Source organism: Trichococcus sp. TS_SC_9 (assembly GCF_056156325.1).
Genome location: NZ_CM149591.1, coordinates 1924540 through 1949201 on the forward strand (window position 1 = coordinate 1924540; position 24662 = coordinate 1949201).

23 protein-coding genes, 1 tRNA gene and 1 riboswitch are annotated in these 24662 nt (G+C 45.1%); of the genes, 17 read left to right on the forward strand and 7 right to left on the reverse strand.

Annotated features, from left to right (window positions below; all coding sequences use genetic code 11):
- Positions 1-209: 209 nt before the first annotated feature.
- From AC0J5I_RS09290 to AC0J5I_RS09300, 3 genes are read left to right on the forward strand one after another with little or no spacing between them, the layout of a single operon-like run.
- On the forward strand, positions 210-917 hold the full coding sequence (locus tag AC0J5I_RS09290; RefSeq protein ID WP_475299548.1) for a metallophosphoesterase family protein: 708 nt from the start codon (positions 210-212) through the stop codon (positions 915-917).
- 52 nt (positions 918-969) lie between these two features.
- Complete coding sequence (locus AC0J5I_RS09295) at positions 970-3147, forward strand: Tex family protein (RefSeq protein WP_475299549.1); 2178 nt, start codon at positions 970-972, stop codon at positions 3145-3147.
- A 14-nt stretch (positions 3148-3161) separates the two neighbouring features.
- Positions 3162-3617 (forward strand): SprT family protein, encoded by a 456-nt coding sequence (locus AC0J5I_RS09300; RefSeq protein WP_475299550.1) that lies wholly within the window; start codon positions 3162-3164, stop codon positions 3615-3617.
- Positions 3618-3722: 105 nt separating this feature from the next.
- Here the strand turns inward: AC0J5I_RS09300 and AC0J5I_RS09305 are convergent, their stop codons facing one another.
- Positions 3723-4283, reverse strand: coding sequence for a TetR/AcrR family transcriptional regulator (locus AC0J5I_RS09305; protein WP_475299551.1), 561 nt, complete (start codon positions 4281-4283; stop codon positions 3723-3725).
- Between the two features lie 730 nt (positions 4284-5013).
- Here AC0J5I_RS09305 and AC0J5I_RS09310 point away from each other — a divergent pair.
- From AC0J5I_RS09310 to AC0J5I_RS09375, 14 genes are all read left to right on the forward strand, one after another.
- A complete protein-coding gene (locus AC0J5I_RS09310; protein ID WP_475299552.1) occupies positions 5014-5181 on the forward strand; it encodes a Flp family type IVb pilin in 168 nt (55 codons plus the stop codon).
- A gap of 226 nt (positions 5182-5407) precedes the next feature.
- Positions 5408-5575 (forward strand): hypothetical protein, encoded by a 168-nt coding sequence (locus AC0J5I_RS09315; protein ID WP_475299553.1) that lies wholly within the window; start codon positions 5408-5410, stop codon positions 5573-5575.
- 156 nt (positions 5576-5731) lie between these two features.
- The gene (locus AC0J5I_RS09320; RefSeq protein WP_475299554.1) at positions 5732-6304 is read left to right on the forward strand and encodes an A24 family peptidase; all 573 of its coding nucleotides are present in this window, start codon (positions 5732-5734) and stop codon (positions 6302-6304) included.
- Positions 6305-6322: 18 nt separating this feature from the next.
- Positions 6323-6715, forward strand: coding sequence for a TadE/TadG family type IV pilus assembly protein (locus AC0J5I_RS09325; protein WP_475299555.1), 393 nt, complete (start codon positions 6323-6325; stop codon positions 6713-6715).
- A gap of 73 nt (positions 6716-6788) precedes the next feature.
- On the forward strand, positions 6789-7454 hold the full coding sequence (gene cpaB, locus AC0J5I_RS09330) for a Flp pilus assembly protein CpaB (RefSeq protein WP_475299556.1): 666 nt from the start codon (positions 6789-6791) through the stop codon (positions 7452-7454).
- 26 nt (positions 7455-7480) lie between these two features.
- A complete protein-coding gene (locus AC0J5I_RS09335; protein ID WP_475299557.1) occupies positions 7481-8656 on the forward strand; it encodes a CpaE/TadZ family protein in 1176 nt (391 codons plus the stop codon).
- A gap of 38 nt (positions 8657-8694) precedes the next feature.
- Complete coding sequence (locus tag AC0J5I_RS09340) at positions 8695-10092, forward strand: CpaF family protein (protein WP_475299558.1); 1398 nt, start codon at positions 8695-8697, stop codon at positions 10090-10092.
- A 1-nt stretch (position 10093) separates the two neighbouring features.
- Positions 10094-11056 carry a type II secretion system F family protein gene (locus AC0J5I_RS09345; protein ID WP_475299559.1) on the forward strand — a complete coding sequence of 321 codons (963 nt, stop codon included), beginning with the start codon at positions 10094-10096 and terminating at the stop codon, positions 11054-11056.
- A 14-nt stretch (positions 11057-11070) separates the two neighbouring features.
- Entirely contained in the window at positions 11071-11988 is a 918-nt protein-coding gene (locus AC0J5I_RS09350) for a type II secretion system F family protein (RefSeq protein ID WP_475299560.1), read from the forward strand.
- A 25-nt stretch (positions 11989-12013) separates the two neighbouring features.
- On the forward strand, positions 12014-14512 hold the full coding sequence (locus tag AC0J5I_RS09355) for a vWA domain-containing protein (RefSeq protein WP_475299561.1): 2499 nt from the start codon (positions 12014-12016) through the stop codon (positions 14510-14512).
- A 1-nt stretch (position 14513) separates the two neighbouring features.
- Positions 14514-14858: a DUF192 domain-containing protein gene (locus tag AC0J5I_RS09360; RefSeq protein WP_475299562.1), complete on the forward strand. Its 345-nt coding sequence runs from the start codon at positions 14514-14516 to the stop codon at positions 14856-14858.
- A gap of 64 nt (positions 14859-14922) precedes the next feature.
- Positions 14923-15819, forward strand: coding sequence for a pilus assembly protein TadG-related protein (locus tag AC0J5I_RS09365; RefSeq protein WP_475299563.1), 897 nt, complete (start codon positions 14923-14925; stop codon positions 15817-15819).
- 544 nt (positions 15820-16363) lie between these two features.
- Positions 16364-16447: transfer RNA gene (locus AC0J5I_RS09370), tRNA-Leu, on the forward strand.
- A gap of 181 nt (positions 16448-16628) precedes the next feature.
- Positions 16629-17495, forward strand: coding sequence for a YitT family protein (locus tag AC0J5I_RS09375; protein WP_475299564.1), 867 nt, complete (start codon positions 16629-16631; stop codon positions 17493-17495).
- A gap of 255 nt (positions 17496-17750) precedes the next feature.
- On the opposite strand, the gene thiT is transcribed toward AC0J5I_RS09375, so the two are convergent.
- The 6 genes from thiT to AC0J5I_RS09405 form a co-directional block, all read right to left on the reverse strand.
- The gene (gene thiT / locus AC0J5I_RS09380; RefSeq protein ID WP_475299565.1) at positions 17751-18326 is read right to left on the reverse strand and encodes an energy-coupled thiamine transporter ThiT; all 576 of its coding nucleotides are present in this window, start codon (positions 18324-18326) and stop codon (positions 17751-17753) included.
- Positions 18327-18383: 57 nt separating this feature from the next.
- A riboswitch (TPP riboswitch) is annotated at positions 18384-18484 on the reverse strand.
- A gap of 112 nt (positions 18485-18596) precedes the next feature.
- Positions 18597-18914, reverse strand: a complete 318-nt coding sequence (locus AC0J5I_RS09385) for a hypothetical protein (RefSeq protein WP_475299566.1) — start codon at positions 18912-18914, stop codon at positions 18597-18599.
- Positions 18915-19058: 144 nt separating this feature from the next.
- The gene (locus AC0J5I_RS09390) at positions 19059-19847 is read right to left on the reverse strand and encodes an NAD-dependent epimerase/dehydratase family protein (RefSeq protein WP_475299567.1); all 789 of its coding nucleotides are present in this window, start codon (positions 19845-19847) and stop codon (positions 19059-19061) included.
- Between the two features lie 649 nt (positions 19848-20496).
- A complete protein-coding gene (locus tag AC0J5I_RS09395; protein WP_475305651.1) occupies positions 20497-20835 on the reverse strand; it encodes a zinc ribbon domain-containing protein YjdM in 339 nt (112 codons plus the stop codon).
- A gap of 297 nt (positions 20836-21132) precedes the next feature.
- Positions 21133-23802, reverse strand: coding sequence for a pyruvate, phosphate dikinase (ppdK, locus tag AC0J5I_RS09400; RefSeq protein ID WP_475305654.1), 2670 nt, complete (start codon positions 23800-23802; stop codon positions 21133-21135).
- Positions 23803-23832: 30 nt separating this feature from the next.
- Positions 23833-24660, reverse strand: coding sequence for a pyruvate, water dikinase regulatory protein (locus AC0J5I_RS09405; protein ID WP_475299568.1), 828 nt, complete (start codon positions 24658-24660; stop codon positions 23833-23835).
- Between the last annotated feature and the right edge of the window lie 2 nt (positions 24661-24662).

Consider the following 24662-nt stretch of genomic DNA (forward strand, 5'->3'; position numbering starts at 1 on the left):
AGTGAATGATTTAATCAATTTATCACTTTAATGTTCGTGATTTGCTTAAACAGGGAATGAAAGCGCATCAAAAAAGCTATCCTTACATCTTAACGTTAGGTTTTCGGAAAAATCAGGACTATTTTTGGTCAATCTGCCTGAGCAGGAAAGCGGGCGGTATGCTAAAATGAGAAGGAGCGAAACAGTCTGAAAGTAAGAAGGTGATGAGCATGAAAGATGAAGTGTTTGTGGTGGGCGATGTCCATGGGGAGATCACCTTATTGAAGAAATTATTGGAAAAGTGGGACCGGGAGCGGCAACAGCTGATTTTTATCGGCGATCTGGGGGACCGCGGTGAAAATCCGAAAGCGTGCTTTCTGCTAGCCAAGGAACTGGTGGAAAAGTACGGTGCCATCTATCTGAAGGGCAATCATGAGGACATGCTGCTGCGTTTCATTGCTAAGCCGGAGGAATTCGCGGGCAACTATTTCCTGAACGGCGGTCTGGGCACCCTGGAAAGTTTCCTGCATGAGCGCATCAACGAGGAGTATTCGCCTACCGAAATCGCCTTAATGATGAAGCATTACTACAAGGACCTGCTCGCTTTTTTGGCGGAGCTTCCTGTGTATCATGAATGGGAACAGTATGTGTTCGTCCATGCCGGCGTAGACTTGGGCAAAAAGGATTGGCATGACGGTACCGAGGAGGACTTCCTTTGGATCCGCGAACCGTTCCACAAAAAGAAGAACCGCACCGGTAAAACGATCGTGTTCGGGCATACCCCGACCTTTTACCTGCACGGCGACAACGACCGTTCGGATCTTTGGATGTCGGACGATAAGATCGGCATCGATGGCGGAGCTGTCTACGGTGGTTCGCTGCATGGCGTCGTGTTTGACAAAAACGGTCTGAAAGAGGACCATATTATACAGAAATGATGAAGTTGCCGAAACGGCAGTTTTATTTTGAGAGGCAGGAGTAATTAATAACATGACAGAAACAGCACAACAAATCGTTTTGGGCTTGGTGAAAGCCGAGCTGAACCAATTCAGACCCGCACAGATCGAAAAAGTACTGCAGCTATTGGAAGAGGGCAACACCGTTCCCTTCATCGCGCGCTACCGGAAGGAAGTGACAGGTTCGCTCGATGAGGTGGAAATCCGCCAGATCGAAGAGCGCCACCAGTACGCTACAAACTTGCACAAACGTAAGGAAGAAGTCATCCGCATCATTGAGGAACAGGGCAAACTGACGCCGAAGCTCAAAGCGGATATCGAGCGCGCCGAAAAAATGCAGCGTGTCGAAGATTTATACCGTCCTTATAAACAGAAACGCCGCACGAAAGCAGCTATCGCCCGCGAAAAAGGCTTAGCGCCCTTTGCGGAGTGGCTATTGAATGGTCCCATGAATGGATCCGTTGAAGCGAAGGCCAAGGAATACCTGAACGAGGAAATGGAACTTTCTACTATAGAAGACGTTTTGGCCGGCGCCCACGAGATCATTGCCGAAATCATCAGCGATGAACCTGCCTACCGCGAACATATCCGCGAGTTCACGCGCAAAAACGGCCAAATCGTCAGCACCGCCAAGGATACCGAAAAGGATGAAAAAGGCGTCTATGAAATGTACTACGAATTTTCCCAAGGCATCTCTTCAATGGTTTCACATCGCGTCCTGGCCATGAACCGCGGCGAGAAAACCGGTATCCTGAAGGTCGCCGTTCTGATTGATGAAGAGAAAATCTTCGCTTACTTGGAAAAAAAGGTAGTGAAGAATCCGAAAAGCATCGCCGTGCCTTATCTGAAGGCCGCCTACGAAGACAGCTACCGCCGTTTCATCGGCCCGGCCATCGAACGCGAACTGCGCAACGAATTGACTGAAGCCGCCGATGCGCAAGCGATCGATGTCTTCGGTGACAACTTGCGCAACTTGTTGCTGCAGCCGCCTTTGAAAGGCAAAGTTGTGCTTGGCCTGGATCCGGCATATCGTACCGGCTGCAAATTGGCGATCGTGGATGCGACCGGTAAAGTGCTTGCGAAGAGCGTTATTTATCCGCACAAACCGGCCAACCAAGAAAAACGCGCCGCTGCCGGCCCGGCTTTCCGCAAAATGCTTTCGGACTACAAAGTGGAAATGGTCGCCATCGGGAACGGAACCGCCAGCCGCGAATCCGAGCTGTTCGTCTCCGAGCAGATTAAACAAGTCGCCGAAACCGTTTATTACGTCATCGTCAATGAAGCCGGCGCTTCGGTGTATTCAGCCAGCGACATCGCCCGTGAGGAATTCCCTGATTTCCAAGTCGAAGAACGCAGTGCCGTCAGCATCGCCCGTCGTCTGCAGGATCCGCTTGCTGAATTGGTGAAGATCGATCCGAAATCGGTCGGTGTCGGCCAATACCAGCATGACGTTTCCCAGAAACAGCTGGGGGAACGACTGGACTTTGTCGTCGAAACCGCCGTCAACCAAGTCGGCGTCAACCTGAATACCGCTAGCGCGCCATTGTTGCAACACGTCGCCGGCCTGAATAAAACGATCGCGAATAATATTGTTACTTTCCGCGAAGAGAACGGCGCTTTTGACAGCCGCCAACAATTGAAGAAAGTGCCGCGCCTCGGCCCCAAAGCTTTCGAACAATCAGTTGGCTTCATGCGCATTGCCAATGGCAAGAACATCCTCGACAATACGGACATCCATCCGGAATCCTATCTCGCCGCCAAAGAAGTGTTGGCACTGGCTGGCCTCAACCTGAAGGACATCGGCACTGAACAAGCCCGCGAATCGCTAGGCGCCTTGGATCGCACCAACGCCCGCGAAGCGACAGGACTCGGTAAAGAAACGCTGCAGGACATCATCGCCGGCCTGACGAAACCAGGCCGCGATCCGCGCGACGACATCGCGCAACCATTGCTGCGCCAAGACGTGCTCTCTATGGAAGACTTGAAACCAGGAATGGAACTGCAAGGTACTGTCCGCAATGTCGTGGACTTCGGAGCCTTCGTCGACATCGGCGTCAAACAGGACGGCATGGTCCACATTTCCAAACTCAGCAACCGCTTTGTCAAACATCCATCCGATGTGGTCGCAGTCGGCGATATCGTGACCGTATGGGTCGATAATGTCGACACGAACAAAGGCCGTGTTGCTTTGACGATGCTGCCGCAAAAATAATGAGGAACAAATAAATGAACGAACAAGAACTGCAGCAACTGGTGGAGCGCATCTCGATTACCGTTTTCCAAAAGGCGTTCCGTCACCGCGCTACCTTCAACAGCCGCCTGCGCACGACAGGCGGGCGCTACCATCTCAACAGCCATGACTTGGATTTCAATCCATTGGTGCTGAAGTTGCATGGACCGGAAGAACTGGAGAAGGTCGTGAAGCACGAACTCTGCCACTATCATCTGCATATTGAGGGGCGAGGGTATCAGCATCGGGATTCAGATTTCCGGAGGCTGTTGACGGAGAGCGGCGGGAGCCGCTTCGTCAAGGACCTCCGTCAAGTTGGGACTATTGCGCCCCCCAGATGGCTGTATAGTTGTAGTGAGTGCGGGCAACTTTATCCGCGGAAACGAAGGATTGATTTGAAGAAGTATGTCTGCGGGAAGTGCAAGGGGAAGTTGCGATTGAGCACTAAATAAGAACAATATCAAGATTAAAAGCCCGAAGAATCTATAGAAATAGATTCTTCGGGCTTTTTAATATATAAAGTTAGTTAAATAAGGGCACGCTAGACATTAAAATTATTAATTATGATAGGATACAAACGATGCCCTAATTTCGTCGGGAGGAGTTTTGAAATTTTCTTCGATCCAGCCATGAATGACACCAGCCAATGTATAAGTGAGAATTCTTGCATCAGAGGATAGTTGCTTTTCTGATAAATTGACAAGTGGTCGCCAAGATTCCATTAGATTTTGGTAGATGGTGTCCAAACTTTTGAGAGTGAGTTTTCTTTGATCATCATTTTGAAAGCATAAGGAAATAGCACGGCGATTTTGATAGACATAATTAAAAAAGGTTATATTAGACACGTTCAATGATCTGCGTTGGCTTTTGTGAAAATCCTTAAAGCTCGTTTTTACCGCAGCTGCCAATCCGTCCAATAAGTCTTGCGTCAAATCATCAAGCAAATCATATTTATCGTAGTAATGGTTATAAAAAGTCGTGCGATTATATTCGGCGGTCTGCACAATGTCCTTAACGGATATGCAAGCGAAACTTTCCGTTTCCAACAAACGCATCAATGCATCCTTGAATAGATGTTTGGTTCGCCGCGCACTTCTACTGTTCGATTCATTTATCATGCAAAAAAACCCCCTCAAAATCAATAGATTTCAATATAATGTCAATAAAAACGACACATTTAGCGGTAGTGTCTATTAATTGCACAAATAGGCTAAATATGTGGATTGTATTAAAAAGCAAATGATTTAAAATAAAGGCATAAATAAAACACACCTCAACCAAGCTTGCATGACCCAAACAGCTGGTTAAACATCAACATCGGCTACATCCAAAATTGTCCATCGACGGACTCCATTAATTTACCTCATCTAAAATATTTAATTCATTCAAACATCATTAACAAGTTACGTTTTCATTTAAATCCTCTAACTTAGTTTCTCTCCTATGCAATTCAACGAAAATAATTCATCCACGAATAAACGCTTAACATCAAAGTTTCGCCACCACTGCCTTCAAAAAAAACCGACTATTAGTAAGTAGGGAATCCGTACCTACCAGCCGTAATATTATTTTCTATGCGAAAAAAAAGAAACATGTGCTTCCAAATTAACTCCTGTTTATTTGAGTATAATCTGTTTCTTATCAATTGTACAACTTTTAAATGTCGCCTAAATGTTATTTTGGTAGGCTTAAACTCTATTTTTGAGTAGGCATGACCGGAGAAGTTATATCTATTGAAAAATGGAGTTGTTGCTGAATGAAGTGATTTCCCTCTATACGGGTATGGGGAAGTCGCCTCATAAACAGCAACTACATTAAATAATCGGATAGAAAGAGGAGGAAAAGATCATGGAAATCATGAAAAGATTAGTACAGGAAGAAGAAGGACAAGGTTTGGTAGAGTATGTCATGATTCTTGCGATTGTTGTAGCTATTGGAGTAGCTATAACTGCTACGGGCTTGGGAACGACCATTAGCACTAAATTATCCTCGCTTATCACTACAGCTACAAATTGATCCCTCTGTAAATTATTATTGACAAAGAGTTTGTTGGATTTAGCGGGCTCATAATAACATCACTCTTTTGCCGCACGTGAAAACGCTATTTTTTAGTGGGCCAGCGATGGTAAGCCGCTCCATTAATAAATGGACTTGTTGCTTAATGAGGTGACTTCACAAGCGGGAAGCCATTTCAAAAACAACAACTATATAAAAAACGGATAGAAAATAGGAGGTAAAGATCATGGAAATCATGAAAAGATTGGTACAGGAAGAAGAAGGACAAGGTTTGGTAGAGTATGTAATGATTCTTGCGGTTGTTGTGGCTATTGGAGTAGCTGTAACTGCAACGGGCTTGGGAACGACAATTAGCACTAAATTATCCTCACTTATCACTACAGCAACAAAATGAACCCTCTGTAAATTATTTTATACAAAAAGCCCGCTGATTGTAGCGGGCTCTTTGTATAAAATTCCCTGATCTGATCTGATCTGATATGGCTATGTGATTAGAATGTAAAAATAATCGTAAATGAAATAATTTTAAATTAATAAGGAGTTGATGAAGATGGGAATCATAAGCAATGTACTGCTTTTGATGCTGGTCTCGCTATCCGCAGCATTTGACGCCAGAGAACGGCGGATACCCAACAAAATTACCTTTATGGGTATTATTGTTGGCTTGTTATTCAATTTAATTACTGGAGGAGGGACGGGACTACTTAACAGTTTTATTGGATTGCTAGCAGGGATGGCCATCTTTTTCATTCCTTTTGTGGTTGGCGGTATGGGAGCTGGTGATGTGAAATTAATGGGAGCAATTGGTGCTTTGATGGGGTGGCGTTTTTCAATGGAAACGGCTTTTTACTCTGCGTTTGTGGGCGGACTGATGGTACTTGTCTACTTGGTTTACACCAGAAAAATGCGCGATACACTGAGCGGGATGCTATTGGCTCTTGTCCAATTTTTAAATCGCATTATCCAAAAAAGAGGCTACAGCGAGGCACTTATGAAAGCTGAGCAAAACTTTTACAAGAACGGCAAAGAGTATAAAAAAATATACATTCCTTACGGAGTAGCGATTGCCGGTGGAGCGGTAATGGTGTTGCTTGCATATAGTCAAGGCATACAAGTTTTTTAAAAGAAGAGGGTGATATTCTTGAAAAAAATAGTAGAACTGCGAAGGAGCGAAAAAGGGCAGGGAATGGTGGAATTTATCTTTGTATTGCCGTTTTTATTATTGCTGGTATTCGGCATGGCTGAAACTGGGATGATTCTAAATGCCAAAATAACGGCTACACAGGCTGCAAGAGAAGGCGCCAGGTCAAGTGTGATATTGCCGGAGGGAGCTGATTATATTGCAGCAGCAGAAAGTAATGTCGCAATATACATGGCTAACATCGGTAAATCTTCCGGATATGAGGCGGATGCTACAGTGCTTTCAAGTGATTCGTTATCGGTAACGGTAGTTTATAATTATGTACCCAGTTTCATTCCTGGGTTACCGAATCCGCTGCAATTGGAATCAACAGTTATCATGAGAATTGAATGATCATGATAGGATGAAGAAAGTAGTGCTTAACTTTTTTAACTTAATAATAAAATTTGCTAGGGGTGAACAGAAAATGAAGAATAAAAAAAGAGTATGGATCATCACAGCTTTTTTGGCTTTATTCACGACAGGATTGGTTTATGTTTATCTCAACCAAGTGGCAGAAGCGAGTGAAGCAAACAAAGCAAAAACAGAAACGGTGGTAGTAGCATTGATCACGATTCCGGGACACGTAAAAGTTACCGCTGATATGTTGGGAACAAAAAAAATCTCGGAAGATGCAGTTCATCCGGATGCATTGACTTCCATTGATGAGGTTGTCGGCGGAACAACGACCACCGACTTGGTAGCGGGGGAACAGATATTGAGTGAACGTGTTGTTTTGGATACCGGAGTTGGACCATTAGCTTATCGAGTGCCGGAAAATATGCGAGCAATCACGGTCCCGACCACAGAAGTGGACAGTATCGGAGGGTATATTATGCCGGGAGATAAAATTGACATTTTAGCTAGCTATCCTTCAGCTGAAGATCTACCAGTAGTCGAAAAAATCCAGAATATAGAAATCTTGGAAAAAGGTCCCAATGCAGTTGGTGTAGAAGGAGAGCAGACAGGGGTACCTACATCAATAACCATTTTGGTTTCGCCCGGACAAGCAGACGTCATTGCCAACGCATCGCTTAATGGTAGTCTTTACTTTACGTTACGAAATCCAGTGGACGCGAATATAGTGGAGTAAACATGAATTTAAGGAAAGCGCGGTGAATGAAAATGAACAAAATGAAACTGATACTCTTGGCTGACACAGAGTCTGATCGTCAGAACATCATGGGAATATTGAAAAATATCGATTACGTTAATGTGATTGGAGATTACACCGATGAAGACGCGGCATGGGATAGTCTAGAAAGATCTTCAGCTGAAATTATGCTGCTAGGTGCTGGAGTGAACGGAGAAGGCTATGCTTTTGCAGAAAGAATTTCTGCCATTCATCCTGACCTCGGAATTATTATGCTGGAAAGTGAATTGCTTGAAGAGACCATGCATAATGCCCTTTTTTCAGGCGCAAAGGATGTGCTCGTGAAACCATTGGAACCCGAAAAAGTAGCAAGTGCTATCTATCGGATCCATCAACTGAGTGAAAGGAAAGCGGCCCTACAGAACAACAATGTAAACAAGAAAGTTCGGAAAAGAGATCTTGGCCAAGTGTATACCGTATTCAGTACCAAAGGCGGCGTAGGAAAGACTTTTGTTTCAATAAACTTGGCGGCTTCTCTGGCAAAGAAACAAGATGCTCGAGTAGTGTTGCTCGATTTGGATCTCGATTTTGGCAATGCCGCATTAGCCTTGAATCTCTATCCAAAATTTACTATTTCTGACGTAGTTGATGATATTCGCAATATTGACAGCGATTTGATTGAAAGTTATCTGATGCCACATGAATCAGGAATTAAAGTACTGCCGGCAAACTTACAGCAACAAATGAATGATTACATGAATGCGGAACACATCCGCATCATTTTGGAATCATTGCGGGAATCATTCGACTACATCGTCGTTGATATGCCTGCCCGTTTCGTGGACAAGGTGATGCCAGCATTGGCTTTGGCAGATACACTTTTGGTTGTTACCACACCGGAAATTTCTTCCGTACGGAACGTGAAAGCACTTTTGGCTACGTTGATGGATTTGAATTTCCCGCAATCAAAAGTAAAGATCATCTTGAACAAAGAGCAGATCCGGGGAGATATCAAGCAGAAAGACATCGAGCTCACGCTGAACAAAAAGGTGGACGCTGCAATCGGCTTTGATTATCAAAAGGTTCTGTCTTCTTTAAATAGAGGAATCCCCTTGGTATCGGAGTATCCAAAAAATGTAGTTTCAAAGAATATTGAGAAACTCTGCCTTAGAATTGTACAAGATGAACCATTAAAAGCTTAAAAATCAAATATAGCAACCTATCAAAAGAGGGTGAGAAAATGATGAATATCGAAGCATATGGAAATTTCGGCGCCTCTGAAAACAAGGAACTGGGTGAAAATCTGGAGGGGCAGAATGTTATCGCCAAAAGGCGCAGTGATTTGGACGAATTGTCCTATGAAGTTTTGCAGATCGTCATTGATCAAATTCCCGAATCAAAAGCAGGGGACGATCTCTCTGCACAACAAAAGAGAACGCAAGAGAAGATAAATGATGTGATCAATACCATCATTTTTGAACAAAAACGGCATCTTTCCTTTGCGGATAAAAAGCGCGTGAATATGACCGTAATGAATGAAGTTTATCATTATGGTCCGATTACGGATTTGCTGAATGACGTTACAGTTACGGAAGTAATGGTAAATGGCCCCAAAAAAATATTCGTTGAGCGAGAAGGGAAAATACAGCAGACGGATAACGAATTTCGTGATGACAAGCATGTCATGCATATCATTGATAGGATTATCTCACCGTTGGGGAGACGTGTTGATGAGAGTTCTCCATTAGTCGATGCACGCTTGCCGGACGGATCACGTGTCAATGTCATTATCCCGCCACTGGCAGTGAAAGGGCCATCCATAACGATCCGAAAATTTGCGAAAGACCCTTTCACTGCTGATGATTTGATTTCTTTCGGAACACTGAGCGCTGACCTTGCCCAATTCTTACGTCACTGCGTAAGAGGACGCACAAATGTATTGGTTTCTGGAGGGACCGGAAGCGGGAAAACAACCTTATTGAACATCCTATCCGGTTATATCCCGGATGATGAACGGATCATCACTATTGAAGATGCTGCGGAAGTACAGTTGCAGCAACCGCATGTAGTGACTTTGGAATCTAGGCCGGCCAATATCGAAGGAAAAGGGAAGATAACCATTAGGGATTTAGTGGTCAACTCTTTGCGTATGCGGCCAGACCGCATTATTGTTGGTGAAGTTCGTGGTGGAGAAGCTTTGGATATGCTGCAGGCGATGAACACGGGGCATGATGGCTCGTTAACGACCGTGCACGCCAATACACCTCGTGATAGCTTGTCACGGTTGGAGACAATGGTCATGATGTCCGGAATCGAATTGCCATCCCGCGCGATTCGGGAACAAGTATCTTCAGCCATAAATTTGGTTGTCCAAATCGAAAGAATGTTGGATGGGACCCGCAAAATATCGAAGGTCAGTGAAATTGTCGGTATGGAGGGAGATACCGTTACCTTACAGGACATCTTTATATTCAATCAAGAAGGAATCGATGAGAAGGGAAAAGTCAGAGGAAGACACCAAGCAACAGGGGTAACACCAAGCTTTTTGCCGAAATTGAAAGCTCACGGCGAAAATGTATCAGCAATCCTTTTCAAGCCATCGAATTTCCACTCGGATATGTTCAGAAAGGGGAATTGATATGTTGCCGATTATGTTGATTTCCGTTTTTTTTACGGTCCTGTCTGCCGTTTATAGCATTTACTTGTTTTTCTTTGAACATAGGCATTCTGTAAAGGAAAGACTGTCACAAACCAGACAAGATGATGTGTTGGCTTCGAGTGAGGAAGTCCAGGTTGAGAAAAGAAATAAGATTTCCGGATGGTTAAACAAATTCAATAAAGATATGGAAAAATCAAAATACTATTTGAATGTACAGTCTAAATTGCTTCAAGCCTACATCAAGATGAAACCGCTCGAATTTGTCAAAATTTCCCTTGCTGCTGGCTTGATAACAGGTATATTGCTCTATCTGATTTCTGGCAACCTGTTATTTTTGTTCATCGGATTTTTTGTGGGATATAAAGTTCCGGAAGTAATTTTGGAAATAGTCAGGAAAAAGAGAGTGGCCAGGTTGAACTCGCAGCTTCCGCAAGCTTTAGGACTGCTTGCTAATGGTTTGCGGGCAGGCTACAGTTTCTCGCAGGCGATGGCAGTCATTACGAAAGAAATGGAAGCCCCTATCGCTGATGAGTTCGGAAAAGTTTTGCGTGAAAATGCGTATGGTAAACCGATGGAAGAGGCTTTGGTGGACTTTTCTAAACGGACAGATGACGAAGATCTGGACATGTTCATCACTACCCTTTTGATCCAAATGAATGTCGGAGGCGATTTGGCAGAAATTTTGGACACGATTTCGGAAACAATCCGTGAGCGTGTCAAATTAAGAGGGGAAATAAGAACGCTTACCGCGCAGAACCGCATGTCTGCTTGGGTAGTCGGAATCATGCCATTCGCCATAGCGTTTTTGACATATAAAGCGAGCCCGGATCAAGCATTTTCCTTCATTACAAATCCAATTGGAATGATAATGGCCATCGCAGCAGCAGTGTTAATGGTCATCGGCATTTTCGCGTTGATCAAAATCGTGAACATAAAAGTATAAAGGGGAAGATAAAAATGGAAATTCTGGTTTATGCTTCTGTTTTTCTCACCAGCATGGGAATTCTATACGTAATCTACGAACGCTTCCTCGAGCCGAAAGCATTAGTAAAAGAACGTTTGGATAATGTTAAGATCATTACCGATACGCGGGAGGCTCTTTCTGATGAAATGCATGAGCCTTTCGTAAAGCGGGTTATCAATCCAGCCTATGAAAAAATAGTAATAAATTTGGCGAAAATTGCTCCTGCCACCATTCGTGACAAGTACAATTCATTGCTTGCGAGTGCTGGGTTGTTGGATAAAATGAAATACTATAATATCATTGCGATTCAATTCCTTCTAGCAAGTTTGTTGGTTCTGGTAAATTTTGTTATATCCAGAAAATTTAGAAGCCCGAACAATTCCACTTTCCTGTTTTTGGCTGTCCTACTGGGTTTATTATTTCCGTATTCGGTCTTGAAATCAAAGTCAGAAGAACGGAGACAACAAATTCAGCATGCGCTGCCTAACTTTTTGGATTTGGTGCATGTAACAGTAGAAGCAGGCTTGTCTTTTGACATGTCCATTTATCGTACAACCAGCAAATTTAAAGGACCGTTGAGTGATGAACTATTATTCACTATGAATGAGATGAATAAAGGGCGAGACCGCTCGGAGGCCTTTCGTGATTTGGTGAAACGCACACAGGTTGAAGATTTGGCCACATTCGTCACTTCAATCATTCAGGCTGAACAACTGGGTTCAAATATTGGGAACGTCCTTCGGATTCAGTCAGAAACAATCCGTACCGCAAAACGCCAACGGTTAGAAACACAGGCTGCGAAAATTCCAGTCAAAATGACGATTCCTATGACACTATGCCTATTGCCTGCGATGTTGATAGTAGCTGTTGGACCATCCATCATCAGTATCATGGAGAATTTTTTGAAATGAGAACAGCAGAAAGGAGACGCTCAGCATGTTCATAAAGAAAATAGCGTTGGTCGTTATACTTATAAGCCTGTTTATTTTGAATATCCCCTCTATCTGTGCGGAAGAAACAACTACTTCGGAAAAAATTGCTGTTTCCCTAGTGATTGATACCTCTGGGAGTATGGCCGATACGGACCCGAATAACTTGAGAAAGACAGCGGCGGAAATCTTTATTGATCTGCTGAGCCCCGATGACTATTTCGGTGTCGTCATGTTTTCTACTGATGCAGTGGAAGCAATCCCCATGCAACAGGTGTTAAGCATGGAAAATAAAGCAAATTTGAAGTCTACACTTGCCCCTGCCATAACGGCGTCGGGGGATACGGATTATTTAAAAGCTTTACAAGCTGCAGAGTATCAGCTTGACAGTTTTGCAGAGCAAGATGTCCGAAAGGTAATCATCTTTCTGACAGATGGAGTGCCTGATCCAAACTCGGCTCAAAGGGATAATCCGGATTTCATGTCAGAATATATGGATAGCATTTGGGCAACAACGGCAAATGTTGGATTAAAGGATTATCCGATTTATACACTAGGATTTGGAAATTCCGATCAGAGCATTCTGCAACAAATTGCAGATGATTCCCATGGTGAAGCAAAATTCATTGAAAGTCCCGGTGCAATTGCAACCAATTTTTTTGAGGTTCTTCGTATGCTGAAGAATCGTCAAACAGTCTTCAATGAGAGCTTGGATATCCAGGGAGAGCATGCCATTCCCTTTTCCGTTGATCCCTATACTTCCCAAGTGACGATGGTTTTGGCAAATGAAAATGCTGGATTGGATGTATCCATCGTATCTTCAGATGGGCAGACGGTACCTCAAAATTTAGGGGTGCAAAAGAACGATAATTATACCATCATCACATTGAATCAGTATGAGAAGGAATTGACCGGTGATTGGCAATTAATCGTAAATGGGGATGGTAACGTTCAACTGTTCGGAGATAAGGATCTGTTCTTCAAATCCTGGATGGTAGAACCGCAGACAAACATGCAGCATCCTGTAAATGAACCACTTACAGTGGCAGTTGCTGTGCTAGGGGAACTGTCCCCTGATATGACAATTGAAGTCTTGATATCAAAAAACGACATACCTGAACCGAACAGTATTCAGTTGGCCTTAAAGGATGGTTACTATGTAGGCACATATGATGAAGTAGATCAACAAGGTTCCTATTCCTTGGAGACGATCGTCAAAGATGGTGATGTTTTGGTCACGAAAAGTTTGACAAACATAAAAGTCCAAGAATTGCCTACTTTGAGAACGGATGAGTACGAAAAAGACAACCTTACCTATAAGCTATCAGAAAGTAAAAAGGTCACCGGATATCTCGAGATGCGTGAGAATGTGGTCGACAGTCAACAAGGTATAGAAATCACCAGCTTTAATTTGGTGAAAAACTATGCTGATGGGAGACAAGAAATGCAGGCGTTATCAGACAATTCGGATGAAGCCAGCTGTGACTTAGTTAGTGGAGATGGAATCTATTCAGCGGTTATGCCATTTGAACAAGAAGGTGAATTTTCCGCGTCTTTGGTTGTGCAAGGGGTCTATAAAGAAGAAATGTTCCAGTTGGAAGTGGATTTGGGAGATTATAGGGTGGTCTCATCAGGAGAGGTCGTGGGTACAATTCCAAAGGCTGATTTGCTTGGAAAAGCCGGGGGGAAGATTAGCATTCCGATTCATTTGGAAAATTATTCCGGTAGGAGTGAAACGATAACAGTCGAAGTCGATCCTGCAATCGGAAATGTACAATCAACTCCAATTTTGTTGGAATCAGGTGAAATACTGGACGGTGTTGTCGCGGTGAAACTGTCCGATGGCATCAATTTGGATAATCATAACATTCAGTTAAGTTTAGTAGCTGTGGATCCTTTGACAGTGGTGACGATGGATCTGTTGGTTGCGGTTTCTGTCGTGTCCGGAACAGACCTATTGATAATAACACTGAAAGACGCATTCCAAAATAATCAGGGTATCATTATTCTGATAACCGTGCTGCTGATTTCGTTTGTTGCGACTGGTCGGCTACTGTATTTCGTCTTAGTCAAGAAAAAAATGAATAAACTGGGTTATTTGGAGTACTACAAAAAAGATTCCATCGATTCTATGATGAAATTCCAATTACCGAAGAATGCCTCAGAAATATCCATTTCTTTTGGGGGACATAATAAAACTGCGGATATAAGTATCCAGGAATCCCAATACAAATATACTTTGAACCTTGCCGTGGTGAAAAATAACAAAGGGATGAAATGGATTGAAGGATACAAATCGCTTTCAAAAGGCTACAAACCATTTCACCTACTATTGAATACGGAAGCTCCAGGTATATTCATGATTGATGGGGAAGTTCTGACACAGAGTAAAATATTTGATCAGGATACATTTGAAACTGGAGGATATACATTTGTGTACAGAACGGAAGTAAAAAGTCTCAAGCAACAAGAAAAAGCAAAAAATGTGCTGGAAGGTAAGATGTGATATGGGCAAACTAGTGATGATAGAGACGAATGAGGTTATTTTAGAGAATGCTGAGGTCGCGGATAACTTTATCAGCCGATTCTTGGGCTTGATGGGGAAAAAGGATTTGCCTGAAGAGGCAGGTCTGATCATAAAACCATGTAACAGTGTTCATTGTTTTTTCATGAGATTCCCTATTGATGTCATATTTGTGGATTCCGATGATAGGGTCGTCCATATTATGCCCGCGATGAAACCAGGAAGAATTTCTCCGATTGTCAGGAAAGCAAGATATGTAATTGAGAGCAATGCGCACACATTGAGCGGAAAATTACGGATTGGTGACGCAATCTCTGTCAGAAAATAGGTAAAAGACATCAATGAAAGATATATGGCTCTCAGAGAAATTCTTTTACTAAGGAGGGAAGGCAATGCTGAAAAAATTAAGAAAATTAAAGAATGAAGAAAACGGACAGGCATTAGTTTTTTTTGTTGGAATATTTGCGATACTATTGGCTATTATGGCTTTTGTTGTAGATGTAGGCAGTGTATATGTAGAAAAAGCGAAGTTGCAAAATGCAGTAGATGCAGCAGCTTTAGCTGGTGCGTACGACTTGCCCAAAGGGGCTGATGCGACAAGCAGTGCAGATGCCTACTTCGATTCAAACGGATACACAGATATTGTTCCTATAATTGTTCCTGATGCTGATAGTGTAACCGTAACCGCAACAAAGCAAGTGGATTATTCATTTGCGCATGTTGTTGGACTAAATAGCGCAAATGTGACTGCCAGTGCCACCGCATCCATTAGTCCCGCGGATGGTGTCATAGGGGTAATTCCTGTAGGTGTTGTGCAACAGACTTTCATCTTTGGACATGAATATACTTTGAAAGAAGGTGGAGGAGACGGGTCTAACGGAAACTTTGGTGGATTGGATTTCGGGACTTTAACAAGTTTTAAAAACAGTGCATTTAAAGGAGGGGGAGCTAATCTATTCCAGAACCTGATTACAAAAGGGTATGATCAACCTATTTATGTGAATGAGAAGGTAAAAACTGAAACTGGAGCCATGACCGGAAAAAGTTTTACAAAAGACAAAATAGCTTTCATCCCGATAGTTGATAGTATGGATGTGAACGGCAAAAAAGAGGTTACGATTGTAGGATTCGCTGCATTTAAAATTAAATCATATTCTGAAGAAGAAACAGAAGGTAGTAAAAAGAAAAAAGGAGTAATTGTTGGCACTTTCGAATATGCTGTTGTCGGTAGTAGTGTTGCAGGTGAACAAACTGACTATGGTTTGCATAACGTGAGGCTTACTGAATAGCATATATCTCAAGATGGATTTTGTATACGATTCATTAGGTAGGTGGAAATTTGGAATATTTGGGGCTTAATATGAAAGAGATAAAAAGTTCTTTAAATCACACTAAGGTGAGTAGTGAAAGACCACGATAATGGAATTGCACTACTCATCTTATGATTTTTCTGCAAGCACATACCGAAATCCCCCATGCATCAACATAATATCATCTGTCAATTCTGAAAAGGCCGTTAACATAGATGAATCAATGAATCATCGTATAATTTTGAACGCAAAAGTTGAGTAGATATGTACAAATTATAGATTGTCCCTTGATTTTGGGGTCAGTTGATGTCTTTTATATTTTTTGCGAGTAGGATTCTTTATATTTTGTACACATGCGTATAATTCAATTCATTATCCAATATATATTGGTAGTATTAGCATATTGCAATGTTTCATATTTGCGTATATTGTTAAATAATCATGGTCTTATTAATATAAAGAAAATCAGTAAGCAGACGTTGACAGAAATGTTCTTCAAAAGTATAATGAAATAGTTGGTTTTGCGGTCATGGCGGAATGGCAGACGCGCCAGCTTGAGGGGCTGGTGGGAGTATCTCCCGTGGAAGTTCGAGTCTTCTTGGCCGCATAATTATTCAAAATAGGATTTCCTTCATCGTATTGATGTCGGGAATCCTATTTTTCTTTAAACAATTTTCAAAGGTACATACTACTCTTTCTATCGGCCATTTATCTGTTATAATGGCGTGGATACCTCTTTCTGGAGAGGTATCCAACTGCTTTAAATCTCAGAAAAAGGAGTGACATTTTTGAAACTACTGCACACTTTAAAACCGATTGCTGCGGTTGTTGCGGGTAATATCATTGTCGCATTTGCGATTGCGGCATTTATCCTGCCGAAGAATCTGATTGCCGGTGGAACGACGGGGCTTGCCATTATTTTGAATCATTTTTTTGGATTGAACATCTCTTTGGTTGTGTTGGTTTTTAATGGCTTCATGTTTTTTGTCGGGGCAGCCTTGTTGGGCAAGAAATTCGCATTGACTACGATTTTGAGCACGATTATTTTTCCGACGTTTTTAACTTTTTTTCGGACAGTACCTGCATTGCAGGACATGACCGATGATATTTTACTTTCGGCAATCTATGCAGGGATCCTCTGCGGGTTGGGTGTCGGGCTGGTGTTCAAGGTCGGCGCTTCAACGGGTGGAATGGACATTCCACCACTGCTCCTGAACAAGCATTTCCGCATTCCGGTTGCGGTGGGGATGTATGCGTTCGACGTCATTTTTCTGCTGGTACAGGCGTTCTTTTCCAGTATGGAACAGATCCTTTACGGGCTCATTATGGTGTTCCTGACATCCATCGTCATAAATAAAGTCATGGTCACCGGAACGAATAAGATGCAGCTTTTTATCATTTCAAAAAAGTTTGAAGAAATTAAAAAAGCGCTACTGTTTGTCCAGGATGTTGGGCTGACGCTGGTGAACATTGAAACGGCTTTTGAAGGGGTGCAGCAGCAAGCTGTGCTTTGCGTCATCGAGCAGCGTAAACTTTCCGCCATCAATGCTTTGGTCAATGATATCGATCCATTTGCATTCGTAATCATCGGACAGGTTCACGAGGTCGCAGGGAAGGGCTTCACGCTGGAACGCCAATCCGGACTAGTAGAGTAATAAAATAAGCAGAGGCAGCCTCCAATTTTCGAGGATGCCTCTGCTTTATTGGTTTTATTACACGATAAAAATTGATTCGTCAACAGTTCAGTTAGCGATCCAAGGTAAACAGTCGACAAACCGCGGAAGTGTAGGCTGTTCTGGCTGTTCGTCAGCGTTAACAGTCTACATCACCCGGAAGCGTCGGCCGTTCTATCTGCGTTCTACCCCAAACAGCCGACGCGGTTCGCTAGCATACAGTTATTCGGCATCCGCTCAGTACCCGCGCACCGATTTTTTCGGTATGAACAACTGCGGGTTCGTTTTCGCGATGACGGCCAGTACCATGATGGTGAATGCACCGGTCGCCAAGGCGCTTGCGCCGTTCAGCGTGATGGAGTAGAACCATGCGCTCCAGCCTTCTGGGGCGTAGGATCCCCAGAAATAGTAGCCGGCGATTGTGTGCCAGAAGTAACGACCGATGGTGCCGACGATGGTGCCCAAAATGACTTGCCATACCAATGCCTTTTGGTTTTGGTCCGCGATCGCTTGTTGGACTTTCGGCGTGAACAGACCGGCCAAGCCGGTGAAACCGAAGGCGATGAAGTACTCGATGAATCCTTGCAGCGGTGTCAGGATGTAGGCCGTCCCGATCAGGATGTGCAACACACCCCACAGGAAACTGGCGAAGAACCCGGGAACCAAGCCGCGGCGCAGGCAGTAAAGCATCATGACCGGCGCCCCAACCGTTACGGAAAAACTAGGGCCGATATTGAAAGGAATCAAGGACAACACGGTCGCTAAAGCCGCGATGATGGTTCCTTCGATCCAGATGTTCAGATTTTTTGACATAAAAAAACTCCTCCTTTTTGGGCATAATATACCATCAACAAAGGAGGAGAATGAAGTTCATTTCTCAATCACAATCCCTACGCTCGTATTAACGAACAGGTTCGAAGGGTCAGAATCTATGTTCAATCTCAGCCATGAAGGCACCCCTTTGTGAAACGGTCTATTTAGTTACAGCTAACTTTACTACAGTTTATTTCGTTATGCAAGATTCACGCTGCACAACACCATGTCCGAAAATAACATCCCGAACATCACGTTGTGCAAAAAGACCTACTTCTGCTCGGTTTCAGCCTGTGCCTTCAAGATGGCTTCGCGTTTCTTTTTCCTCTGAGTATTCAGGTAGAAATCGATAACCCCACCGATCAGTGTACCGATACCGAAACCGATGGTCACACTGCCGGCGAAGTAGCCGATTGATGCGCCTATCAACATACCGTACATCGTGATATTATAAGAATTTTGCAATGTTGGGTCTTCATCCACGGGCAAATTTTTCTTCGCCGCCGCTTGTTTATTTTTATGCAGTTCGGGTATTGTTGGGGTCACATTTCTGCGTTGGATTTGGTTGCCTTTGTTCTTTTTCGCCATTTATTGTACATCCCTCCGTCTATCTGAAACATCTTTTGTCTCCACTGAACATCATATCAGTTCGATTCAAGCTCTTCAATAGACTTTGGTGGCGGATGTGGGCGAAAACGTACAAAAACGGAAACTTGTTCACAAATCGTCGAATCAATGCTCGTCGTTGGAGATTTCGACAGGATCGCCGTTGTCATCATTAAAGAAGCCCTTCATCACAAAGGCATCGTCGAGTGGCCGATAACCAATGGCTGTGCGTGCCTGTGAGATGTCCAGGCGCGGGAACCGATTGTCCGACAGTCCGTTCACCAACAGAAATGGCTCGATCAGCGTGGCGTTGAGAGCGCAATCGATGAGATGACAAAGGTCTCGGGGCGACACGTATTCGGCCAAGTCTGCTTCATTGATGTATGGATTGTCGAGATTTTCATCGAAGTTGCCGATGCGGATGCCGATCGATTCCTGTCCTTGGGTAAAGGCGAAATGGCTGGCCAAGCTCTCCAAATAGGCTTTTGAGACGCCGTAAAGGTCACCCGGACGGACTGGGGCATCGACGGGAATCTGCACATTTTTGGGGTAGGCGTTGACGGCATGGAAGGAGCTCGCAAAGATGATGCGCTTGACGAAGTTCTCGTATTTGGATGATTCCTTGAACAGGTAATAGGGCATTTTGTAGTTCAAACTAATAAGCGAATCGTCGAAAGCAGCATAGGGCGAAGGGTTTGCGGCCAGATGGATGACGTAATCGATCCCTTCCAGCAGGCCATCCCAGTTCCCGACGACAGTCAGGTCCAGCTCCTTGACGATTGTTCCCTCCAAAAGGGCAGGCTCGATGTCATGGAAATGGATATCAACCAAAGTCAGTTCGTAGTCCTTTTTCAGATGATCCACCAAAACTCTCCCTATATTACCGCTTGCGCCTGTGATCATGATTGTAGTCATTATTGGTAAACCTCCTTGTTTCTATGCGACAAACTTTGCTGTTATGCTCGTGAGTGGCTTTACTTTAACTTTATGCAAGCCGCCGGAAAATGTCAATGCATAGCCCTTGCAAAGGCAATGATTGGGCACGATAAAGGGGAATATTTTATTTCTGTAATGATCAGGTAAATTAATTGAGCCCGGGAGATTATCCTAGTATAATAGAGATAAGATGATAGGCAAGGGCAAGATACTTTTCAATCGAAAACGAGGGAGTGAGTAGGATGGACTTGTTGAATTTGCAAATGCGCGCTTCTCAAGGTCAGTGCGGATCTGTTGTGCAACAATCTTCCCATTCATTCTTTTGCCCGACAGAACACGTGCTTTCGCATGTGTTTTTTTGCTAGTCCTGAACGGAAACAATGGGGCTTATCATGAACATTAGCATTAAAACGGGGGTGATGACCATTAATCTTTCTAAAAATAAGACACAACGGAAAGGAACGGTGATCCGACGCATATCTCCTAGCTGTCAGGGGTGACAGCCATCGTACAGATGAAAGGCGTGAGGCCGGATAGAATGGTAACGTATCACCTAATAAAATATAAAAATAGAAAAACTGGCGAGGTTCCCTTTCGGGGTGCCTCGCCAGTTTTTTTGGAATCGTTATTATGCTTTTTTGACGAATTCGGATTTCAGCTTCATAGCACCGAAGCCATCGATTTTGCAGTCGATGTTGTGGTCGCCTTCAACCAAACGGATGCCTTTGACTTTTGTTCCGACTTTCAAAGCGCTCGAGCTGCCTTTGACTTTCAGGTCTTTGATGACCGTGACAGTGTCGCCGTCCTGCAGCAGGTTGCCGTTCGCGTCCTTGACGATCAATTGATCTTCGTTTGCTGACTCAGCAGTATCCGCGCTCCATTCGTGCGCGCACTCAGGACAGACCAGCATCGCGCCGTCTTCGTAAGTGTAAGCGGAGCCGCATTTCGGGCAATTAGGTAATTCCATCATGATTTTTATTCCTCCATTATTTTGAAATACTGTCTTCTGACTTTTCATTTCCGGCCTGTTTTTACAAGGCGGAAGATGCTTATATACTGCCACATTTTCGCCTTGTTGACAATAGAATCCGGACAATATAAGAATAATAACCAATAAGCAGAAAGAGAACAGTTCCGTAAGGCTCCATATGCGTTCTTGGCTGAGGTTATCCGATAACCAAGAAGAATCGGACAAGCAGAGCGCGATCGCATCGCTATAATCACAAAAGCCCCTGATCGAGGTCATCGATCAGGGGCTTTTCCATTAAATGCTGCTCAACACAGCATCTTTCTGAACAGACATTTTCGCTTTATTTTCTTTGATCGCTACTTGCGCGGAAGCCAAGCGTGCGATCGGCACGCGGTAAGGCGAGCAGGAAACGTAATCCAAGCCAATGCTTGAGAAGAAGGCGATGGATTCAGGGTCGCCACCGTGTTCGCCGCAGACGCCCAGCACCAAGCCTGGATTGGTTTCGCGGCCCAATTTGGCGGACAATTTGACGAGTTTGCCGATGCCCTTGACGTCCAATGAGTGGAACGGATTCGGCTTCAGTAAGCCTTTTTCTTCGTACTCCTGCAGGAACTTGCCGGCATCGTCGCGGGAGAAGCCGAAGCCCATCTGCGTCATGTCGTTCGTGCCGAAGCTGAAGAAGTCGGCCTCCATTGCGATTTCGTCGGAAGTGACGGCCGCGCGCGGGATTTCAATCATCGTTCCGATCAGGTAAGGGATGGTCACATCCTTTTCAGCGAAGACTTCCTGGATCTCCGCCACGATTTCCGCTTTGACGTAGCGCAGTTCGTCGACGTCGCAGACCAAGGGAATCATGATTTCCGGAGTAATCGTGCTGCCGCTCTCTGTGGAAGCGGCGATGGCGCCTTCGATGATGGCGCGCACCTGCATCCGGTAGATTTCCGGGTAAGTGACGGCCAAACGGCAGCCACGGTGCCCGAGCATCGGATTGACTTCATGCAAGGAATCGATGTGCGCCTCCAAGTTTGAAAGGCTGCTTCCCATCGCTTCCGCCAGGGCAACTTTGTCCGCATGCGCTGTCGGCAGGAATTCATGCAACGGAGGGTCCAACAGGCGGACGTTCATCGGGCGATCCTGCAGCAAAGCGAACATTTCCTGGAAATCCTGGCGCTGCATTTCTAATAGTTCAACCAAGTACTTTTTGCGTTCATCCAACGTGCGGGAAAGGATCATCTGACGGACAACCGGAATACGGTGCTTATGGAAGAACATGTGCTCGGTACGGCAAAGGCCGACGCCTTCCGCGCCCAAGGATAATGCCTGTTTGACATCAGTGGGGGAGTCCGCATTGGCTTTGACTTGCAGTACTTTCATTTCATTGACCCATTCCATGAAGGTGCTGAATTTGCCGCCCAAAGTCGGGTTCTGCTTGGCGATGGTGCCGGCGTAGACTCTACCGGTTGCGCCGTCGATCGAAAGCAGGTCGCCTTGATGCAGGGTCAAATCATCGATCACGACGGTTTTGTTTTCTTCATCGATGACCGCTGCCGTGCAACCGGCCACACAACATTTGCCCAAACCGCGGGCTACGACTGCCGCGTGCGAAGTCATGCCGCCGCGCGCTGTCAGGATGCCTTCCGAACTCATCATGCCGGCCAAATCTTCCGGGGATGTTTCGCGGCGGACTAGGATGACCGGCAGGCCGTCCTTTTGTGCCGCTTCGGCATCAGCAGTGGAGAAGTAGATATGGCCGGATGCCGCTCCTGGCGAAGCGCCAAGTCCGGTCGCCAATATCGTAGCTTCCTCAAGTGCTTTCGTGTCGAAAGTCGGGTGGAGCAATTTGTCCAACTGGCCGGTTTCGATGCGCATAATGGCTTCTTCTCTAGTGATCAGACCTTCGTCCGCCAAATCAACGGCCACTGCGACGGCTGCGGCTGCTGTGCGTTTCCCGTTGCGGGTCTGCAGCAGGTACAATTTGCCTTTTTCGATCGTGAACTCGATGTCCTGCATATCGGCGTAGTGGTCTTCCAGTTTTTCAGCGATGGCCTTGAATTCGTTGTAGACGGCAGGCATCACTTCTTCCAGTGTGTCGATGTTCAATGGCGTGCGGATACCGGCCACGACATCTTCGCCTTGCGCATTCATCAGGAATTCGCCGAAGAGTTTTTTCTCGCCGGTCGCCGGGTTGCGCGTGAAGGCCACACCGGTACCCGAATCGTTGCCGCGGTTTCCGAACACCATGCTTTGGACGGTGACGGCTGTGCCGAGGTTATGCGAAATATTGTGGATATCGCGGTAAAGGATAGCCCTTTCATTGTTCCATGAAGAGAAAACGGCTTGGACGGCTTGGTGCAATTGATCCAACGGTTCCTGCGGGAAAGTTTCGCCTGTTTCGCGTTGGTAGACGGCTTTGTATTGCGCGACCAGGTCGGTCAGCTCTTCCAAAGTCAGTTGGTTGTCGAACTGGTAACCGTTCTCATTTTTGACTGTGTCCAGAATCGATTCGAAATGGATGCGCGGAACGGATTTCACGACATCGGCGAACATCTGTATGAAACGACGGTAGCTGTCGAAAGCGAAGGTCGGGTTCTGAGTTTGTTCTGCTAGACCGGCGACTGAAGCATCATTCAGGCCCAAATTCAGGATCGTGTCCATCATGCCGGGCATCGAGAAGGCGGCACCGGAACGGACCGACACCAGCAACGGGTTGGCGGGGTCATGGAACGATTTCCCGACCGCGTTTTCCAGGTCGATGAGGGCGGAATCAATCTGCTGTTGGATCGCAGTCCAAAGTGTCCGTCCTTCATCGAAATAATGGATGCAGGATTCCGTCGTGATCGTGAATCCTGGAGGGATGGGCAGGCCGAGATTGGTCATCTCGGCGAGGTTGGCGCCTTTTCCTCCCAATAACATCTTTTGTTCTTTTTTGCCTTCTGAAAAACGGTAAACCCATTGCTTCGTCAAAGTCATATACATTTCCTCCTTGTGAGTGGTCTATAGTTGCTTGCGGCTGATATTCATAACATCCATGTAGTGCAGGATGTGGTCTGCGGTTTCTTCGATCGCTTTGTTCGAAACATCGATGATTTCGCAGCCAATCTGTTTCATGATCTGGTCAGCGTATTCGAGTTCCTCCAGGATGCGTTCCATGCCGGCGTAGCTGGCGGAGGGCGGCAGTCCCAGTGTTTTCAAGCGCTCTTTGCGGACTTCGTTGAGCTTTTTCGGCGAATTCACCAGGCCGATGATCCGCTCCGGGGCAATCGTGAAGATTTCTTTTGGCGGCTTCGATTCCGGAAAAAGCGGGATGTTCGCGACTTTCACGTTCTTGTTCGCCAGATAGATCGACAGCGGCGTTTTGGATGTGCGGGACACGCCGAGCAGCACGATATCTGCCTTTTCGATGCCGCGCGGATCGCGTCCGTCGTCGTATTTGACGGAAAACTCGATGGCTTCGACGCGGTTGAAATAGTCCTTGTCCAGTTTGCGGTTGATGCCCGGCTTTTCCTTGGCCGGAAGCTGGAACAGTTGCCCCAAACCGGTAAGGATCGGGCTGTAAATGTCGACTCCAATCAGGCTGGATTGTTCGATCCGCTCCTTCATGTAGTCTGCCATTTCCTTTTTCACGAAGGTGTAGAAGATCATTGCCTTCTCATCTTCGGCCGCTTTTACGCAGATTTCGTCGATTTCCTCGGTCGTCTGCACGTAGGAATATTTCTTCAGTTGGTAATTTTCCGTCTCGAATTGGAAGAGGGCGGATCGGATCACCACATCGGCTGTCTCTCCGACGGAATCGGATACTAAGTAAATCGCATTAAGGTCCATTT

Excerpts from the sequence above, each read along its gene's own strand:
- AC0J5I_RS09340 (WP_475299558.1), top strand. The coding sequence starts at position 8,695 with ATGATGAATATCGAAGCATATGGAAATTTCGGCGCCTCTGAAAACAAG.
- cpaB (WP_475299556.1), top strand. The coding sequence starts at position 6,789 with ATGAAGAATAAAAAAAGAGTATGGATCATCACAGCTTTTTTGGCTTTA.
- AC0J5I_RS09305 (WP_475299551.1), bottom strand. The coding sequence starts at position 4,283 with ATGATAAATGAATCGAACAGTAGAAGTGCGCGGCGAACCAAACATCTA.
- AC0J5I_RS09365 (WP_475299563.1), top strand. The coding sequence starts at position 14,923 with ATGCTGAAAAAATTAAGAAAATTAAAGAATGAAGAAAACGGACAGGCA.
- AC0J5I_RS09310 (WP_475299552.1), top strand. The coding sequence starts at position 5,014 with ATGGAAATCATGAAAAGATTAGTACAGGAAGAAGAAGGACAAGGTTTG.
- AC0J5I_RS09300 (WP_475299550.1), top strand. The coding sequence starts at position 3,162 with ATGAACGAACAAGAACTGCAGCAACTGGTGGAGCGCATCTCGATTACC.
- AC0J5I_RS09355 (WP_475299561.1), top strand. The coding sequence starts at position 12,014 with ATGTTCATAAAGAAAATAGCGTTGGTCGTTATACTTATAAGCCTGTTT.
- AC0J5I_RS09385 (WP_475299566.1), bottom strand. The coding sequence starts at position 18,914 with ATGGCGAAAAAGAACAAAGGCAACCAAATCCAACGCAGAAATGTGACC.
- AC0J5I_RS09320 (WP_475299554.1), top strand. The coding sequence starts at position 5,732 with ATGGGAATCATAAGCAATGTACTGCTTTTGATGCTGGTCTCGCTATCC.
- AC0J5I_RS09290 (WP_475299548.1), top strand. The coding sequence starts at position 210 with ATGAAAGATGAAGTGTTTGTGGTGGGCGATGTCCATGGGGAGATCACC.
- thiT (WP_475299565.1), bottom strand. The coding sequence starts at position 18,326 with ATGTCAAAAAATCTGAACATCTGGATCGAAGGAACCATCATCGCGGCT.
- AC0J5I_RS09315 (WP_475299553.1), top strand. The coding sequence starts at position 5,408 with ATGGAAATCATGAAAAGATTGGTACAGGAAGAAGAAGGACAAGGTTTG.
- AC0J5I_RS09395 (WP_475305651.1), bottom strand. The coding sequence starts at position 20,835 with ATGGAATTACCTAATTGCCCGAAATGCGGCTCCGCTTACACTTACGAA.
- AC0J5I_RS09295 (WP_475299549.1), top strand. The coding sequence starts at position 970 with ATGACAGAAACAGCACAACAAATCGTTTTGGGCTTGGTGAAAGCCGAG.
- AC0J5I_RS09335 (WP_475299557.1), top strand. The coding sequence starts at position 7,481 with ATGAAAATGAACAAAATGAAACTGATACTCTTGGCTGACACAGAGTCT.
- AC0J5I_RS09360 (WP_475299562.1), top strand. The coding sequence starts at position 14,514 with ATGGGCAAACTAGTGATGATAGAGACGAATGAGGTTATTTTAGAGAAT.
- AC0J5I_RS09350 (WP_475299560.1), top strand. The coding sequence starts at position 11,071 with ATGGAAATTCTGGTTTATGCTTCTGTTTTTCTCACCAGCATGGGAATT.
- AC0J5I_RS09345 (WP_475299559.1), top strand. The coding sequence starts at position 10,094 with ATGTTGCCGATTATGTTGATTTCCGTTTTTTTTACGGTCCTGTCTGCC.
- AC0J5I_RS09405 (WP_475299568.1), bottom strand. The coding sequence starts at position 24,660 with ATGGACCTTAATGCGATTTACTTAGTATCCGATTCCGTCGGAGAGACA.
- AC0J5I_RS09390 (WP_475299567.1), bottom strand. The coding sequence starts at position 19,847 with ATGACTACAATCATGATCACAGGCGCAAGCGGTAATATAGGGAGAGTT.